At 71.4% G+C, this 14,929-nt stretch carries 12 protein-coding genes and 1 tRNA gene; 10 read left to right on the plus strand and 3 right to left on the minus strand.

The annotated features are described in order from the left end of the window. Nucleotides 1-34: 34 nt before the first annotated feature. Nucleotides 35-1,054: an NAD(+) diphosphatase gene (gene nudC / locus HNO83_RS14235; protein WP_175338189.1), complete on the plus strand. Its 1,020-nt coding sequence runs from the start codon at nt 35-37 to the stop codon at nt 1,052-1,054. Further along, nucleotides 1,051-2,823 (plus strand): ATP-dependent helicase, encoded by a 1,773-nt coding sequence (locus HNO83_RS14240; protein WP_175338190.1) that lies wholly within the window; start codon nt 1,051-1,053, stop codon nt 2,821-2,823. Before nudC ends, HNO83_RS14240 begins: the two co-directional genes overlap by 4 nt. Here HNO83_RS14240 and HNO83_RS14245 read toward each other — a convergent pair. Beyond that, on the minus strand, nt 2,768-3,568 hold the full coding sequence (locus tag HNO83_RS14245) for a hypothetical protein (RefSeq protein ID WP_175338191.1): 801 nt from the start codon (nt 3,566-3,568) through the stop codon (nt 2,768-2,770). The genes HNO83_RS14240 and HNO83_RS14245 overlap by 56 nt on opposite strands. A gap of 59 nt (nt 3,569-3,627) precedes the next feature. Continuing rightward, nucleotides 3,628-4,986 (minus strand): zinc-dependent metalloprotease, encoded by a 1,359-nt coding sequence (locus HNO83_RS14250; RefSeq protein ID WP_175338192.1) that lies wholly within the window; start codon nt 4,984-4,986, stop codon nt 3,628-3,630. A gap of 169 nt (nt 4,987-5,155) precedes the next feature. Here HNO83_RS14250 and HNO83_RS14255 point away from each other — a divergent pair, with 169 nt between their 5' ends. Continuing rightward, on the plus strand, nt 5,156-6,295 hold the full coding sequence (locus tag HNO83_RS14255; protein WP_175338193.1) for a YlbL family protein: 1,140 nt from the start codon (nt 5,156-5,158) through the stop codon (nt 6,293-6,295). 84 nt (nt 6,296-6,379) lie between these two features. Continuing rightward, complete coding sequence (locus HNO83_RS14260) at nt 6,380-9,313, plus strand: UPF0182 family membrane protein (RefSeq protein ID WP_349627216.1); 2,934 nt, start codon at nt 6,380-6,382, stop codon at nt 9,311-9,313. Between the two features lie 200 nt (nt 9,314-9,513). Here the strand turns inward: HNO83_RS14260 and HNO83_RS14265 are convergent. Next, nucleotides 9,514-9,590 (minus strand) — tRNA-Met (locus HNO83_RS14265). Between the two features lie 119 nt (nt 9,591-9,709). On the opposite strand from HNO83_RS14265, the gene HNO83_RS14270 reads away from it, so the two are divergent. The 6 genes from HNO83_RS14270 to HNO83_RS14295 are packed head-to-tail and all read left to right on the plus strand — an operon-like array spanning nt 9,710 to nt 14,897. Beyond that, a complete protein-coding gene (locus tag HNO83_RS14270; protein ID WP_175338194.1) occupies nt 9,710-10,774 on the plus strand; it encodes a response regulator in 1,065 nt (354 codons plus the stop codon). Then, the gene (locus tag HNO83_RS14275) at nt 10,775-11,788 is read left to right on the plus strand and encodes an ATP-grasp domain-containing protein (RefSeq protein WP_175338195.1); all 1,014 of its coding nucleotides are present in this window, start codon (nt 10,775-10,777) and stop codon (nt 11,786-11,788) included. Then, nucleotides 11,785-12,558 carry a PHP domain-containing protein gene (locus HNO83_RS14280; RefSeq protein ID WP_175338196.1) on the plus strand — a complete coding sequence of 258 codons (774 nt, stop codon included), beginning with the start codon at nt 11,785-11,787 and terminating at the stop codon, nt 12,556-12,558. Before HNO83_RS14275 ends, HNO83_RS14280 begins: the two co-directional genes overlap by 4 nt. Further along, nucleotides 12,555-12,713: a hypothetical protein gene (locus HNO83_RS14285; RefSeq protein ID WP_175338197.1), complete on the plus strand. Its 159-nt coding sequence runs from the start codon at nt 12,555-12,557 to the stop codon at nt 12,711-12,713. Before HNO83_RS14280 ends, HNO83_RS14285 begins: the two co-directional genes overlap by 4 nt. Further along, a complete protein-coding gene (locus tag HNO83_RS14290; protein ID WP_175338198.1) occupies nt 12,706-13,122 on the plus strand; it encodes a response regulator in 417 nt (138 codons plus the stop codon). Before HNO83_RS14285 ends, HNO83_RS14290 begins: the two co-directional genes overlap by 8 nt. Next, nucleotides 13,119-14,897, plus strand: coding sequence for a sensor histidine kinase (locus HNO83_RS14295; protein WP_175338199.1), 1,779 nt, complete (start codon nt 13,119-13,121; stop codon nt 14,895-14,897). The genes HNO83_RS14290 and HNO83_RS14295 overlap by 4 nt, the downstream gene beginning before the upstream one ends. Nucleotides 14,898-14,929 lie beyond the last annotated feature (32 nt).

Below are 14,929 nucleotides of genomic sequence, written 5' to 3' on the forward strand. Positions count from 1 at the left end.
CGACGGCCGTCCGCCACGCCCCGAAAGGACCTCGATGTCGTCCGCTCCCGCCCCCGCTCTGCCGCTCGCCGCGCTGCCGCTGTCCCGGCACGCGACGGATCGCGACCACGCGGCGCGCTCGCGTCCCGCGCTGTTCGACGAACTGTGGGGCGAGCCGTCCACGCGCGTGCTCGCGCTGTGGAAGGGCCGGGCGCTGCTGACTCCGGCGAGCATCGCCGCCGCGACCCCCGCAGCCGACGGCTGGTCGGCCCCGGACGCCGGTCCCGCCGCCCTCGACCTGCTGCCGGTCGAGCGGGTGACCTCTGCGCTGATCCGTGTCTACCTCGGCCGGACGCTCGTCGCGACGGAGACCGAGCCGGCCGGCACCGCGGTCGTGCTCGAGGTGCTCACCGACGCCGCAGCGCAGGAGCTGGAACCCGACGAGGCGCGCTGGGGCAACCTGCGCACGGTCGCGACCGCGCTGAGCGACCGCGACGCAGGCCTCTTCACCGAGGCTCTGGCGATGGCGAACTGGCACGCCACGCACACGCACTGCCCGCGCTGCGGGACGCCGACGGTCGTGGAGCAGGCGGGATGGGTGCGCCGCTGTCTGGAGGACGGCTCCGAGGTGTTCCCGCGCACCGACCCCGCGGTGATCGTCGCCGTGCTCGACGCCGACGACCGGCTGCTGCTCGGCTCGAACGCCATGTGGGAGAACTCCCGCTACTCGTTGCTCGCCGGGTTCGTCGAGCCGGGCGAATCGTTCGAGGCGGCGGTCGCTCGCGAGATGTTCGAGGAGGCCGGCATCCGCGTGGTCGACGCCCGCTACAAGGGCTCGCAGCCGTGGCCGTTCCCCGCGTCGGTCATGGTCGGGATGACGGCGCGTCTCGCCGACGACCAGGAGGCCGCGGCGCTCGACCCAGACGGCGAGGAGATCCTCGACCTGCGCTGGTTCAGCCGCGAGCAGCTCTGGGAGGCGCGCGAGCAGATCATCCTGCCCGGTCGTTCGTCGATCGCGCGCGCCCTGATCGAGGACTGGTACGGCGGCCCGCTCGACGAGCCGCCGGCGCCGTGAGCGCCGCGCTGGGCGTTCCGGCGACCCCGGACGCGCTCCTCGCCGGCCTCGACGCGCAGCAGCGCGTCGCCGCCGAGGCACTGTTCGGCCCGGTCTGCATCCTCGCCGGCGCGGGCACGGGCAAGACCCGCGCCATCACGCACCGCATCGCCTACGGCGTCGCGTCGGGCGCATATGCGCCGAACCGCGTCATGGCGCTCACGTTCACCAGCCGCGCCGCGGCCGAGCTCCGCGGCCGCCTGCGCCAGCTGGGCGCCGGGGGAGTCTCCGCCCGCACCTTCCACTCCGCCGCCTTGGCGCAGCTGAACTACTTCTGGCCACAGGTCGTCGGCGGCCAGCTCCCGTCGGTGCTCGACGGCAAGGGGCGCATCCTCGGGCAGGCGGCGGAGACCCTCAAGCTGAAGGTGGACACCGCGACCCTGCGCGATGTGGCCGCCGAGATCGAGTGGCGCAAGGTCTCCGGCCTGAGCGTCGAGCAGTACACCGCGGCCGGCCGGCCGACGCCCGGCTCGCTCTCCGCCGAGCAGGTCGCCGACCTGCTGCAGCGGTACGAGGACCTGAAGGACGACCGCAAGCAGATCGACTTCGAGGACGTGCTGCTCGCCTGCGCCGGGATGATCGAGAGCGAGCCGGCGGTCGCGCTGCAGGTGCGCGAGCAGTACCGGTTCTTCGTGGTCGACGAGTACCAGGACGTCTCCCCGCTGCAGCACCAGCTGCTCGGCCTGTGGCTCGGGACGCGCACCGACCTGTGCGTCGTCGGCGACGCCAGCCAGACCATCTACTCGTTCGCCGGTGCCCGGTCGGACTACCTGCTCGGCTTCGAGCGCGAGCACCCCGGGGCCACCGTGCTGCGACTGGAGCAGAATTACCGCTCGACCGCGCCTGTCATCGACGCGGCCAACCGGCTGATGCGGGGCCGGTCAGGTGCTCTCACCCTCCGCCCCGCCGAGACCTCGCACACGCCGGAGGCCGCCGAGCCGGTGCCGGAACCGGCCGCCTACGAGGACGACAGGGCGGAGGCCCGCGCCGTCGCCGAGCAGATCGCGGCGGAGCTCGCCGCGGGCGCGCGTCCGGAGCACATCGCGGTGCTCTATCGCGTCAACGTGCAGGCCGCCGCCCTGGAGCAGGCCCTCGGCGACCGCGGGATCAGCTACCAGATCCGCGGGTCGAAGCGCTTCTTCGACCTCCCGGAGGTGCGCCAGGCGATCATGTCGCTGCGCGCGGCGAGCCTCGCGGCCACCGACGACCCGTTGTTCAAGTCGGTCAGCGACGTGCTGCGCTCGCTCGGCTGGTCGGTGCAGCCCCCAGAGGGCCGTGGCGCCGTTCGCGAGCGCTGGGAGTCGCTGAACGCGATCATGGGCCTGGTGGATGAGCAGCCGACCGGGCAGACGCTGCGCGGCTTCACCGACGAGCTGCTCGCGCGGCAGGCCGGCCAGCACGAGCCGACGATGTCGGCGGTGACCCTGGCGACCCTGCACGCGGCGAAGGGCCTCGAATGGCCGTCGGTATACCTGGTCGGGTTGAGCGAGGGGCTCGTGCCGATCAGCTATGCGACCACCTTCGAGCAGGTGGACGAGGAAAGGCGCCTGCTCTACGTCGGCATCACGCGCGCGCGGCGGCGCCTCCGGCTCAGCTGGTCGGCGCGCGGCAACCAGCCGGGACGGCCGTCGCTGCGGCAGCCTTCGCGGTTCCTCGGCGAGCTGCGCCCGGCCGTCACGGCGGAGGGCCGAGACAGCCGCACGCGGGGTGCGGCTCCCAGTCGCGGCTGATCCACTCGGTCGCGCCGGAGGGCAGGTGCGCGCTGCGGCCGACCATCGCCCGCGGGCGCGGCGCCGACGCGGCGAGCAGCTCGGCCGCCGCACGGGCGGCCGCCGCCGCGGCGGAGACGGCGGTCTCGCCGGGTGGCGACCGCCTGTGCAGCTGGGTCGCCATCGCCGGCCACGCCGGGTCGGCATCGGTGCGGTGCAGGTCGACGCAGCGCAGGCACGGCCCGCTGCCCGGCCGGACCATCGGCCCGACGGTCACGCCGCCGTCGGAGTAGACCACGGCGAGGTGCGGGATGTCGCGGCGCAGCCAGCGCGCATGGCGCTGCGGCTCGACCGCGTACGAGGCGACGAGCACGGCAGCATGCGCACGGTCGACCGCCGGGTCCGTCCACCGCAGCCCGCCGCGGACCTCGACCCCGGCGTCCGTCAGCAGCCGCTGGACCGTCGCGGCGGTCGGACCGGCGCCGTCGAGGACGACGAGCGCCGGGCGGGGCGCGGGAGGGGCCGGCTCGACGAGGATCGGCGCGACCTTCTGCAGCAGGGCGGCGACCTCCGACCGGGAGGCGCGCGACCGCAGCGCGATCACCTCCAGCCCGCGCCGGGTCACGCCGTCGCCCAGGGCGGCGAGCATGCGCTCCTCCGCCGCCGTGACGTCGTCGAGCACCAGCGCCGGCCGGTCGACGCCGAACTGGACGGACTCCGGCGTGCGCCAGACGCGCGGGAGGCGGGGGTCGAGCAGCAGCACCATTCCGGCATCCTGCCGCATCCCGGTCCGCGTTCCGGCCTTATCCACAGGCCGGGCGGCGGCTACTCCGTCGGCCGGTCGCGGTCCTCCCGCAGCAGGTCCTCGATGGCCTGGTCGAACTCGTCCTGCTCCGGCGGCTGGCCGGTGGCGGCGGCGGTGAGCCGGGCGACCAGCGCCGACGGGTCGTCCAGGTCGGACGACTGGGGGAGGAGGTCCGGGTGCGACCACAGGTCGTCCCGCGCGTCCATGCCGACCGCGTCCGTCACCGCGCGCCACATCGCCGCGGCGTCGCGCAGGCGGCGGGGCCGCAGCTCCAGTCCGACCAGGGTCGCGAAGGCCGACTCCGCGGGGCCGCCGGACGCCCGGCGCCGCCGCACGGTCTCGGCGATGGCGTCGGCGCGCGGCAGCAGCCGGGTCGCGTTCGCGGTCACCACGTCGACCCAGCCCTCGACCAGCGCGAGCACGGTCTCGAGGCGCGCGAGCGCCTCCTGCTGCTCCTCGGTGCGCGGCGGGATGAGACGGCCGCTGACCATGGCCTCGCGCAGCTCCTCCGGGTTCGACGGGTCGAAGTTCTCGGCGAGCGACTCCAGGGCGTCGGTGTCGATCCTGATGCCCTTCGCGAACGCGGTGATCTGCGTGATCAGCTGCAGTCGCAGCCACTTGGCGTGCCGGAACAGCCGGGCGTGGGCCAGCTCGCGCACCGCGAGGTAGAGCTGGATCTGGTCGTCCGGGATGTCGAGGCCGTCGCCGAACTCCGCGACGTTCTGCGGGATGAGCGCCGCAGCGCCGTCCGGCAGCAGCGGGATGCCGATGTCACCGCCCGAGACGACCTCCTTCGACAGCTGCCCGACCACCTGGCCGAGCTGCATCGCGAACAGGGCGCCGCCGATCGAGCGCATGACCTGGCCGGCGTTCTGCAGCATCGCCTGCATCTCCTCCGGGGCCTGCTCGGCGAGCACCTGCGTGAGCGCGTCGGAGATGCTGAGCGCGACGGGCTCGGCCAGCTGCGTCCAGAGCGGCATGGTCTGCCTGGCCCACTCCGCGCGGCCGATCAGCTCGGGAGACGCGCTCAGCCCGGCGACGCCGGTCGCCTCGTCGAGCCACAGCGAGGCGACGTGGAAGGCCTGGTCGAGCGACGCGCGCTCGGCGGGCGTGACGGTGTGGGCGCCGTCGGCGGCGAGCTGCCTCGCCTGCTGCTCCGCGATGTCCCAGTTGATGCCGCCGCCCGGGTTCATCAGCGCGTTCTGCAGCTGCCCGAGCAGCGCCTGGATGCTGGCCGGGTCGTTCGGCAGGCCGGCGGCGCCGGCCAGCCGGCTCGGGTCGATCGATGCGCCGTCCCCCGACAGGAACTGGTTCAGCATGTCCCGGAGCTCGTCGTCGTCGCGGTCCGGGTCCCGGTCGTCGTTCCGATCGTCGGCCATCGTCAGGGTCCTCTTCTCGAAGTGTGCCGGCCCGAGACGTGACGCCGTCGGCTCGGCTTCAGGCTTGTCGTCTACGCTAGCCGCTGGCCCCGGGGAGGCGGATGGGAATTGCCCTATGCTCGCCTTCGGGCCGTGCGCCCGTGGCGAACACGACCGAGAGGATGGGCCCGTGACCCTGTTCAGCGACGACGATCCGGCGCTGTACAGGCAGGAACCGGAGCGCGTGGCGCCGCCGAAGCGCGTGATCGTCGGCTGGGTCGCCATCGCGGTCGCCGTGCTGCTGGCGCTCGTGCTCGCCTTCGTCCCCGCGCCCTTCGTCATCGAGCAGCCGGGCCCGGTGTACAACACGCTCGGCACCGACCAGAAGGTGGGTGCCGCACCGAGCGACGGTGCGAAGCCGCTGATCAGCATCCCCGGCCAGAAGACCTACCCGACGAAGGGCTCCCTCGATCTGCTGACCGTCTCGCTGGTGGGGAATCCGGAGCAGCGGCCGAGCTGGGTCGAGATCGTCGGCGCATGGTTCCAGCCGAGCAAGGCCGTTCTGCCGATCGACAGCGTCTTCCCGCCCGGCACCACGACCGAGCAGTCCAACGCCCAGAACGCGGCCCTCATGGTCGACTCGCAGCAGGACGCGATCGCCGCGGCGCTCAACCAGCTGGGCTACACCTTCCCGGAGCACGTCGCCGTGAAGCAGCTCATCCCCAAGACGCCGGCCGCCGGAGTGCTCAAGGTCGGCGACGAGATCACCTCGGTCAACGGGACGACCGTGAGCAGCGTCGACGAGCTGCGCAACGCCGTCAAAGCGAACGGAGCGGAGAAGGCGGCCGAGCTCGGCATCGTGCGCGACGGCGCCGCGACCACCGTCTCGCTCACCCCGACCGAGTCGCAGGGCCAGGTCGTGCTCGGGATCGGGGCGGGCATGGACTACACCTTCCCGTTCGACGTGAAGATCCAGCTCAACGACGTCGGAGGCCCGAGCGCCGGCCAGATGTTCGCGCTCGGGATCATGGACAAGCTGACCCCGGGGTCGCTGAACGGCGGCAAGCGCGTCGCCGGCACCGGAACGATCGACAACACCGGCCAGATCGGGCCGATCGGCGGCATCCGGCAGAAGATGTACGCCGCTCGCGACGAGGGCGAGGCGGCCTACTTCCTCGCCCCCGCGTCGAACTGCGACGAGGTCACCGGCCACATTCCGGCCGGGCTGCAGGTCTTCGCGGTGAAGACGCTGTCCGACTCGCTCAAGGTCCTCGAGGCCGTGCGCGACGGGTCGAGCACGGCGGATCTTCCCACCTGCCCCGCAGGCTGAGGTCGGCGGAGCCGCAACATTCTCCCAGCGTCGGCTGCCTAGGATGGATGTCACACCCGTCACGCGAGACCAAGAAGGCCATACGTGAGTTCAACAGCAGCAGCTCGACCCGCAGGCCGCCGGCGCGCGGCCATCTGGATCACTCTCGGCGTGATCGTCGCGGTGGTGATCCTCTTCTTCGTGTTCGCCGGGCTGTACGCGGACATCCTCTGGTACGACCAGCTGGGCTACCTGAACGTGCTGACCACCCAGTGGCTGGCCGGGCTCGCCATGTTCTTCATCGGCTTCCTCGGCATGGCGCTGCCGCTCTGGCTGTGCATCCAGCTCGCCTACCGGCTCCGGCCGGTCTACGCCAAGCTGAACTCGCAGCTCGACCGCTACCAGCAGGTCATCGAGCCGCTGCGCCGGCTCGCGATGTACGGCATCCCGATCGTCTTCGGCATCTTCGCCGGCGTCTCGGCGGCGAGCCGCTGGCAGACCGCCGCGCTCTGGCTGAACGGCACCTCGTACGGCAAGTCCGACCCGCTGTTCCACCTCGACATCGGCTTCTACCTCTTCGACCTGCCGTTCCTGCGCAGCCTGGTCGGCTTCGCGTCGGCCGTCGTGCTCATCTCGCTGCTCGCGACGCTCGCCACCTGCTACCTCTACGGCTCCATCCGGGTGAGCGGCCGGGAGGTGCGCATCTCCCGCGCCGCGCGCGTGCAGATCTCCGTCGTCGCCGGGCTCTACCTGCTGCTGCAGGGCGTGAGCATCTGGCTCGACCGCTACGCGACCGTCACCGACTCCAATGTCAACGACATGATCAACGGCGCCTCGTACACCGACGTGAACGCGACCATCCCCGGCCGGGCGATCCTGGCGGGGGCGGCGATCTTCGTCGCCATCCTGTTCTTCCTGACGGCGTTCATCGGCCGCTGGCGGTTCCCGATCGTCGGAACGGCGCTGCTCGTCGTCGCCGCCCTCGTCGTCGGCGCGATCGTTCCCTGGGTCGTGCAGCGCTTCCAGGTCGACCCGAGCCAGAAGACGCTGGAATCGCCCTACGTGCAGAAGGGGATCGACTATACGCGCGAGGCGTACGGCCTGAGCGACATCGAGACCATCCCCTACAACGCCAAGACGACCGCGGAGCAGGGCGCCCTGCGTCAGGATGCGCAGACCACCGCGCAGATCCGCATCCTCGACCCCGCCGTCGTCAGCCCGTCGTTCCGCCAGCTCCAGCAGTTCCGGCAGTACTACGCGTTCCCGGAGAAGCTGAACGTCGACCGCTACAACCTCGACGGCACCCAGCAGGACGCCGTGGTCGCCGTGCGCGAGCTGCAGCAGTCCGGTCTCAGCGGCGCCCGCAACTGGTTCAACGACACCATCGTGTACACGCACGGTTACGGCCTGGTCGCCGCCTACGGCAACAAGCGCTCGACCGACGGCCAGCCGGTGTTCCTGGAGTCGGGCATCCCGACCTCCGGCACGCTCGGCTCGTACCAGCCGCGCATCTACTTCGGCGAGCAGTCGCCCACCTACTCGATCGTCGGTGGCCCGAAGGGCAGCAAGCCCGTCGAGCTCGACTACCCGGGCGGGAGCGAGGGCGCTCAGCAGACGTACACCACGTTCAACGGCAACGGCGGCCCGAAGCTCGACAACATCTTCAAGCGGCTGGTCTACGCGCTGAAGTTCCAGGACGAGCAGATCGTGCTGTCCGACGCGGTGAACAACAACTCGCAGATCCTGTACGACCGCGACCCGATCAAGCGCGTGGAGAAGGTCGCGCCCTACCTGACGCTCGACTCGCAGGCGTACCCGGCCGTGGTCGACGGCAGGGTCAAGTGGATCGTCGACGGCTACACGACGAGCGACCAGTTCCCGTACTCGCACGTCGGCAGCCTGAGCGACGCCACGGCCGACAAGGACACGCCGAAGCCCGCCTACGCCTTCGACGACATCAACTACATCCGCAACTCGGTGAAGGCCACGGTCGACGCCTACGACGGCTCGGTGACCCTCTACGCGTGGGACACCACCGACCCGGTTCTCAAGACCTGGCAGAAGATCTTCCCGTCGACGGTCAAGCCGGTCAGCGACATGAGCGCCCAGCTGATGAGCCACGTGCGCTACCCGTCCGACCTGTTCAAGGTGCAGCGGTCGGTGCTCGGTCAGTACCACGTCACCGACGCCGGCTCGTTCTACTCGCGTGAGGACGCCTGGACGACGCCGAACGACCCGACCTCGCCGTCGAGCAACCCGGCGCTGCAGCCTCCGTACTATCTGACGCTGAAGATGCCGGGTCAGAAGGAGCCGACGTTCTCGCTCTACTCGACCTTCATCCCGCAGGGGACGAGCGAGTCGAGCCGCTCGGTGCTCAAGGGGTACCTGTCGGTGGATGCGGACGCGGGCGACCAGAAGGGCAAGGTCGCCTCCGGCTACGGCAAGCTCAGACTCCTGCAACTGCCGTCCGGCGACAGCATCCCCGGCCCGGGCCAGATGCAGAACCAGTTCGACTCCGATCCGACCGTGTCGCAGCAGCTGAACCTGCTGCGCCAGGGCAAGTCGGAGGTGATCAACGGCAACCTGCTGACGCTGCCCGTCGGCGGCGGACTGCTGTACGTGCAGCCGGTCTACGTCCGCTCGTCGGGTGAGACCAGCTACCCGCTGCTGCAGAAGGTGCTCGTCGCGTTCGGCGACAAGATCGAGTTCGAGGACACGCTCGACCAGGCGCTCGACGCGCTGTTCGGCGGCGACTCGGGTGCGAGCGCGGGAGACAACAACGTCCCGAGCACCGGCACCGGTAGCGGAGGAACCGGCGGCCAGTCCGGCGGTGAGACCTCGGGCGGCGGCACCGGCGGCAGTTCGTCGGCGAACAACGCCGCTCTGCAGGATGCGCTGCAGCGCGCGAGGCAGGCCCTGTCCGACAGCCAGGCCGCGCTCAAGTCGGGGGACTGGACGGCGTACGGCGCGGCGCAGCAGCGCCTGCAGCAGGCCATCTCCGACGCCGTCGCGGCCGAGGGGCAGCCGGCGGCCAAGTAGCCGTCCCGATCGTCGCAGAAGCGGCTCGCACCTCCGGGTGCGGGCCGCTTCGCCGTCTCCGCCCTCCGGCGCTCACGAGGCGACTGCGGCCGCCTGTGACGTCTGCGGGTGCGCGCGCACCCGCAGACCTGACGCGGGGGCGCAGTCGCGGGGGACAGCAAAGGCCCCTGACCGGAGAACTTCCCGGTCAGGGGCCTTATTGGTTGCGGGGGCAGGATTTGAACCTACGACCTCTGGGTTATGAGCCCAGCGAGCTACCGAGCTGCTCCACCCCGCGGCACAAGAATTGACTCTAGCACGGTTCCGGAGAGGGGTGAAATCGCGAACGACCGCCCGGGCGCGTCGATCCGTGTGGACCGGTCGTCCTACTAGAGTCTTTCCCAGATAGGGGATGCGATGGCGAGTGCCGTGACGAAGTTCCGGGTGGTGGTGGTCGAGGACGACCCGGACGTGGCCTTCTTCATGAAGACCGTGCTGGAGAAGCGGGCGGATGCGATGGCGATCGCCGTCACCGACCCCTCGGTGGCTCTGGACACGATCGCGGAGGTCGATCCGGATCTGGTCATCACCGACATCGAGATGCCGGGCATCTCCGGCCTCGACCTGCTCAAGGAGCTGCGCAGCCGGTATCCCGGCATGCCTGTCGTGGTGATGACCGCGCACGTCTCGGTCGACTACGCCGTCTCCGCACTGCGGGCGCAAGCAGACGAGTTCCTCACCAAGCCGGTCGCCTCCGCCGAGCTGGTGGAGATCGTGAACCGTCTCGCGGCCGAGGGGCGCGTCAAGCGCGCGGGCCAGCGCCGGCAGGTGGTGCTGGCGATCGGCGCCCACCCGGACGACGTCGAGATCGGCGTCGGCGGCATCCTCGCCGCGCACCGCGACGCAGGCAACGACGTCGTCATCCTCACCCTCTCGCGCGGCGCCCGTGGCGGCGACGCCGACGACCGGCAGCACGAGTCGCTCGCCTCGGCGGAGCTGCTGGGCGCCCGGCTGTTCCTGGAGGACCTGGAGGACACGCACATCTCCGCCGCCGACCCGACCGTGAGCATCATCGAGCGGGTCGTCGCCGAGGTGCAGCCCGACATCGTCTACACGCACTCGTCGCACGACCGGCACCAGGACCACCGGGCCGTCCACGCGGCCACCAACGTGGCGACGCGATCGGTGCGGACGGTGTGCTGCTACCAGAGCCCGTCGGCGACCATCGACTTCCGGCCCACCCGGTTCGTGCCGATCGACGGGTTCACCGAGACCAAGCTGCAGCTGCTCGACTGCTTCCGCTCGCAGACCGAGCTCCGGGCCTACCTCGAGCCGGACTTCGTGCTCGCCACCGCCCGCTACTGGTCGCGCTTCGGGGGCGGGAAGAACTGCGAACCCCTGGAGGTCATGCGCGACACCGCCGACATCTCGGTGCCGGCCTCCAGCATCCAGACCGACGCCCGCATCCGGAGGACCGCGTAGATGACCGACACCACCCGAACCCGCGTCCTGGTCACCGGCGCGGGCGGCCCGGCCGGCGTCGCCGTGATCCGCTCGCTGCTCGCCCGCGACGACGTCGACGTGTTCGCCGCCGACATGGACGGCTGGGCGAGCGGCCTGTACCTCGTGCCGGCGGACCGCCGCCGCATCGTGCCGCCGGGCCGCTCCGACGGCTTCGTCGACGCGCTCATCGCGATGAGCCGCGAGGACGGCATCGACGTGCTCTTCTCGACCGTCGACGTCGAGCTCCCGGGGCTCGCCGCGCGGCGGGACGAGCTCGCGGCAGTCGGCACGGCGCTGGCCGCTCCCACGCACGACACCCTCGTCACGTGCCTCGACAAGTACGCGCTGGTGCAGCGCGTCGACGGCCGAGCGCGCATCCCCGTGACCCGGCTGCTGAACCGCGAGGGCGTCGGAGCCGACTGGACCTTCCCGGTGATCGTGAAGCCCCGGAGCGGCGCGGGCTCGCGCGGCGTGCGCCTCATCCCGGACCGCGGGACGCTGGAGGCGCTCGGCACCGACGAGAGCATCATCATCCAGGAGAATCTGCCGGGCGAGGAGTTCTCGGTCGACGTGCTGGCCGGTCTCGACGGCGAGGTCATCGCCGCCGTTCCGCGCTCGCGCGAGCGGGTCGACTCCGGCGTCTCGATCGCCGGGCGCACCGTGCGGCGGGCGGAGCTCTCCGACACGGCCGCCGACGTCGCGCGGGCGATCGGCCTGACCGGCGTCGCCAACGTCCAGCTGCGCTACAGCTCCGACGGCGTCCCGGCACTGCTGGAGGTGAACCCGCGCTTCCCCGGCGCGATGCCGCTGACGATCGCGGCGGGCGTGGACATGCCGTCGCTGCTGCTCGACCTCGTGCTCGGCCGCCCTGTGCCGTCCGCCGTCGACTTCGAGGAGCTGGCGAACGTCCGTTTCCTCGAGGACGTCTTCCTGCGTCCGGCCGATGTGCTGGTCTCCGAGAACGCGGCGCACACGGAGGGACCGGAGGAGTGAGCGGGACGGAGGCCGCTCGGCTGACCGCCGTGCTCCACGGCGACTTCCACGTCCACTCCACGTTCTCCGACGACGCGAGGAGCACGCTCGCGGAGAACATCGCCGCCGCCTCCGCCGCCGGCCTCGCGACGCTGCGGCTGACCGACCACGTGCGCGCTACGACGACGTGGGTGCCGGAGTTCCTGTCCGCAGTCCGCGCGGAGCGCATCCCGGAGGGTCTCACCGTCCTGACCGGCGTGGAGGCGAAGCTGCTGGATGCGGCAGGGACGGTCGACACCCCGGCCGGCCTCGTCGTCGGGCCCGGCGGGGTGGATGCCGTCGTCATCGGCGACCACCAGTTCCCCGGCACCGACGGCCCGTGGTCGCCGACCGCGACCCGGGAGCGGCTCGACGCCGGCCTCTCCGCGGACGACGCGCTCGACCTGCTCGTCGAGGCCGGCATCCGGGCGATGGAGCGCACCCCGCACGCCCAGCTGGCGCACTGGTTCTCGATCCTGCCGAAGGTGGGCCTCGACGAGTCGCAGCTCGGCCCCCAGCGCCTGCTCGCCTGGGCGGAGGCGGCGGCCGCCACCGGCACGATCGTCGAGGTCAACGAGAAGTGGGCGTGCCCCGGGCCCGACGCCATCGCCGCGCTGCTGCGCGCCGGAGCGCGTATCGTTGCCTCCACCGACAGCCACGTCGCCGCCGACGTCGGGCGCTATGAGCGCGTCCCCGCGCTCCTCGACGCGGCGTCCGCCCGCGTCGCAGCCGAGACCGAGGAGGCCCGATGAGTCCCGTCGAACCGCCGGCCGAGGTGCGGCAGCAGATCGAGGAGGAGCTGGAGCGCAACCGCCGCTGGGAGTACCGGCTGCCGGTGTACGCCGGTGTCGCCCTGCTGGTGTGCGCGGCCATCGTGGTCGTCCGGGTGGTGTTCCTGCATGTCTGAGGCTGGCGTGGAGCCCGTGGCGGGTGACCGCAAGCGCGTCGTCATCGCGGACGACGACGCCGACATCCGGGGCCTGATGACCATCGCCGCCTCGCGTGCCGGTGTGGACATCGTGGCCGCCGTGGACAACGGCCGGGACGCGCTGGACGCCGTCCGCTCGGGCGGGGTCGACCTGGCCGTGCTCGACATCTCGATGCCGGGGCTCAACGGCGTGGAGGTCGCCGAGGCCATCCGCTCGGATGCGCTCACGAAGGACACGCTCATCCTCATGGTGTCCGCCTCCGTGCAGCTGCTGACCGACCACGGCGTGGTCGCCGACCGCTCCGACAGCTTCATCGTGAAGCCGTTCAGTCCGCGGCTGCTCTCGACCCGCATCCGCGAGATGCTCGACCTGGAGGAACGGGTATGACGATCGATCGCTGGATCAGCCGCATCCCGCTCGACTCGCCGTCGGCGTTCATGAAGCAGCTTCCGACGCTGGTCGGGTTCGGCATCGTCGTGCTCATCGCCCTGATGCCCAACGGGGTGCCCGTGACGAACTGGCCGGAATTCGTCGCCAGCATCGTGCTCGTCCTGATCGCCACGGTGCTGTCCCTCGCCGTGCCCTGGCGACGCTTCGCCGCGGAGTGGGCGGTCATCGTCCCGGTGCTGTCTCTTCTCGCGGTCGGACTGATGCGTCTCGGCACCGGCTCGTCGGCGTCGCCGTTCGTGGTGCTGACACTGCTCCCGTTCGTGTGGATCGCCTCCGAGGAGGGGCGTGTCAACATCCTGATCGCGGCGGTCGGAACCTTCATCGTCCTGCTCGCCCCGCTCGTGGTCGACGGCGGGGGCGGATCCCCGGCCGACATCGTCCGCGCGTTCTTCTCGCCGGTGCTCTACCTGATCGTGGCCGTCGTCATCAACGAGATCGCGCACCGGATGCGCGTGCAGCTCAGGGTGGCGCGCGAGGCGGTCGAGCAGCAGCAGCAGCTGCTGGCGCAGGCGGTCACCGCGCAGGACGAGCTGGTGCTCAACGAGGCGCGGCTGAAGACCGCGAACCGGCTCATCCAGAGCATCTGGAACGCGGTGACCGAGCAGTCGGTCATCGGCACCGACCTCGACGGGCTCATCGACGTCTGGAACCCCGGCGCCGCGAAGATGCTCGGCCTGACCGAGAAGCAGGTGCTCGACGGCAAGCACCACATCATCGACTTCCACGACACGCAGGAGATCGAGCAGCGGCTGGAGGACATGGACGCACGGGTCACCACGGTGTCGAGCGTCGACGAGTTCTCCGCCCTGGTCGACACCGTCCGGGCCGGCTCCGCCGATGTCCGCGACTGGACCTACGTGCGGCCCGACGGCAAGCGTGTCGCGGTGCAGGTGGCGGCGACGCCGCGGCTCGACGAGAACGGGCACCGCGTCGGCTTCATCTTCGTGGCGACCGACATGACACAGGCACGGGAGTTCGCGCGGCTCAAGGACGAGTTCGTCGGGCTGATCTCGCACGAGCTGCGAACGCCGCTGTCGTCGATCCTCGGCTACCTGGAGCTCATGCGGGACGACGACGAGGCGCCGCTCTCGGAGGAGCAGCTGCAGTACCTCGGCGTCGCCGAGCGCAACGCCCACCGGCTGCTGCGGCTGGTCGGCGACCTGCTGTTCACCGCGCAGGTGGAATCCGGCCGGTTCCCGCTCGACATCCGCGACGTGGAACTCGGGAGTGTAGTGTCCGCCTCCATCGAGTCGGCGCGTCCGCTCGCCGCCAACGCGGGCGTGACGATCGTGGGCGACCTGCCGGACGGGCCGCTCCAGGTCCGCGGCGACGCGGTGCGCCTCGGGCAGGCGGTCGACAACCTGGTCTCCAACGCGATCAAGTTCACGCCGTCCGGCGGGACCGTCACCGTCGCGCTGCGCGCCGACGGCGAGACGGCCGTGATCGCCGTCTCGGACACCGGCATCGGCATCCCCGCCGTGGAGCTCAGCCGGCTCTCGCAGCGCTTCTTCCGGGCGTCCACGGCCACGCGCAACGCGGTGCCCGGAGTCGGCCTCGGCCTCACCATCACGAAGGCCATCGTCACGGCCCACGGCGGCCGGCTCGACATCGCCAGCGAGGAGGGCGTCGGCACCTCCATCAGCATCGTGCTGCCGGTGGAGACGCCGGAGCCGGTGACGGCGGCCATCCCGCGCGTCGAGGTGGCGCCGTGAACGACCGTGGCGCTGTGAGCGACCGTGGCGCT

The organism is Leifsonia sp. C5G2 (genome assembly GCF_013359685.1).
In the GTDB taxonomy this organism is placed as follows: Bacteria; Actinomycetota; Actinomycetes; order Actinomycetales; family Microbacteriaceae; genus Leifsonia.

Excerpts from the sequence above, each read along its gene's own strand:
- HNO83_RS14245 (WP_175338191.1), bottom strand. The coding sequence starts at position 3,568 with ATGGTGCTGCTGCTCGACCCCCGCCTCCCGCGCGTCTGGCGCACGCCG.
- HNO83_RS14250 (WP_175338192.1), bottom strand. The coding sequence starts at position 4,986 with ATGGCCGACGATCGGAACGACGACCGGGACCCGGACCGCGACGACGAC.
- HNO83_RS14270 (WP_175338194.1), top strand. The coding sequence starts at position 9,710 with ATGGCGAGTGCCGTGACGAAGTTCCGGGTGGTGGTGGTCGAGGACGAC.
- HNO83_RS14295 (WP_175338199.1), top strand. The coding sequence starts at position 13,119 with ATGACGATCGATCGCTGGATCAGCCGCATCCCGCTCGACTCGCCGTCG.
- nudC (WP_175338189.1), top strand. The coding sequence starts at position 35 with ATGTCGTCCGCTCCCGCCCCCGCTCTGCCGCTCGCCGCGCTGCCGCTG.
- HNO83_RS14285 (WP_175338197.1), top strand. The coding sequence starts at position 12,555 with ATGAGTCCCGTCGAACCGCCGGCCGAGGTGCGGCAGCAGATCGAGGAG.
- HNO83_RS14290 (WP_175338198.1), top strand. The coding sequence starts at position 12,706 with ATGTCTGAGGCTGGCGTGGAGCCCGTGGCGGGTGACCGCAAGCGCGTC.
- HNO83_RS14275 (WP_175338195.1), top strand. The coding sequence starts at position 10,775 with ATGACCGACACCACCCGAACCCGCGTCCTGGTCACCGGCGCGGGCGGC.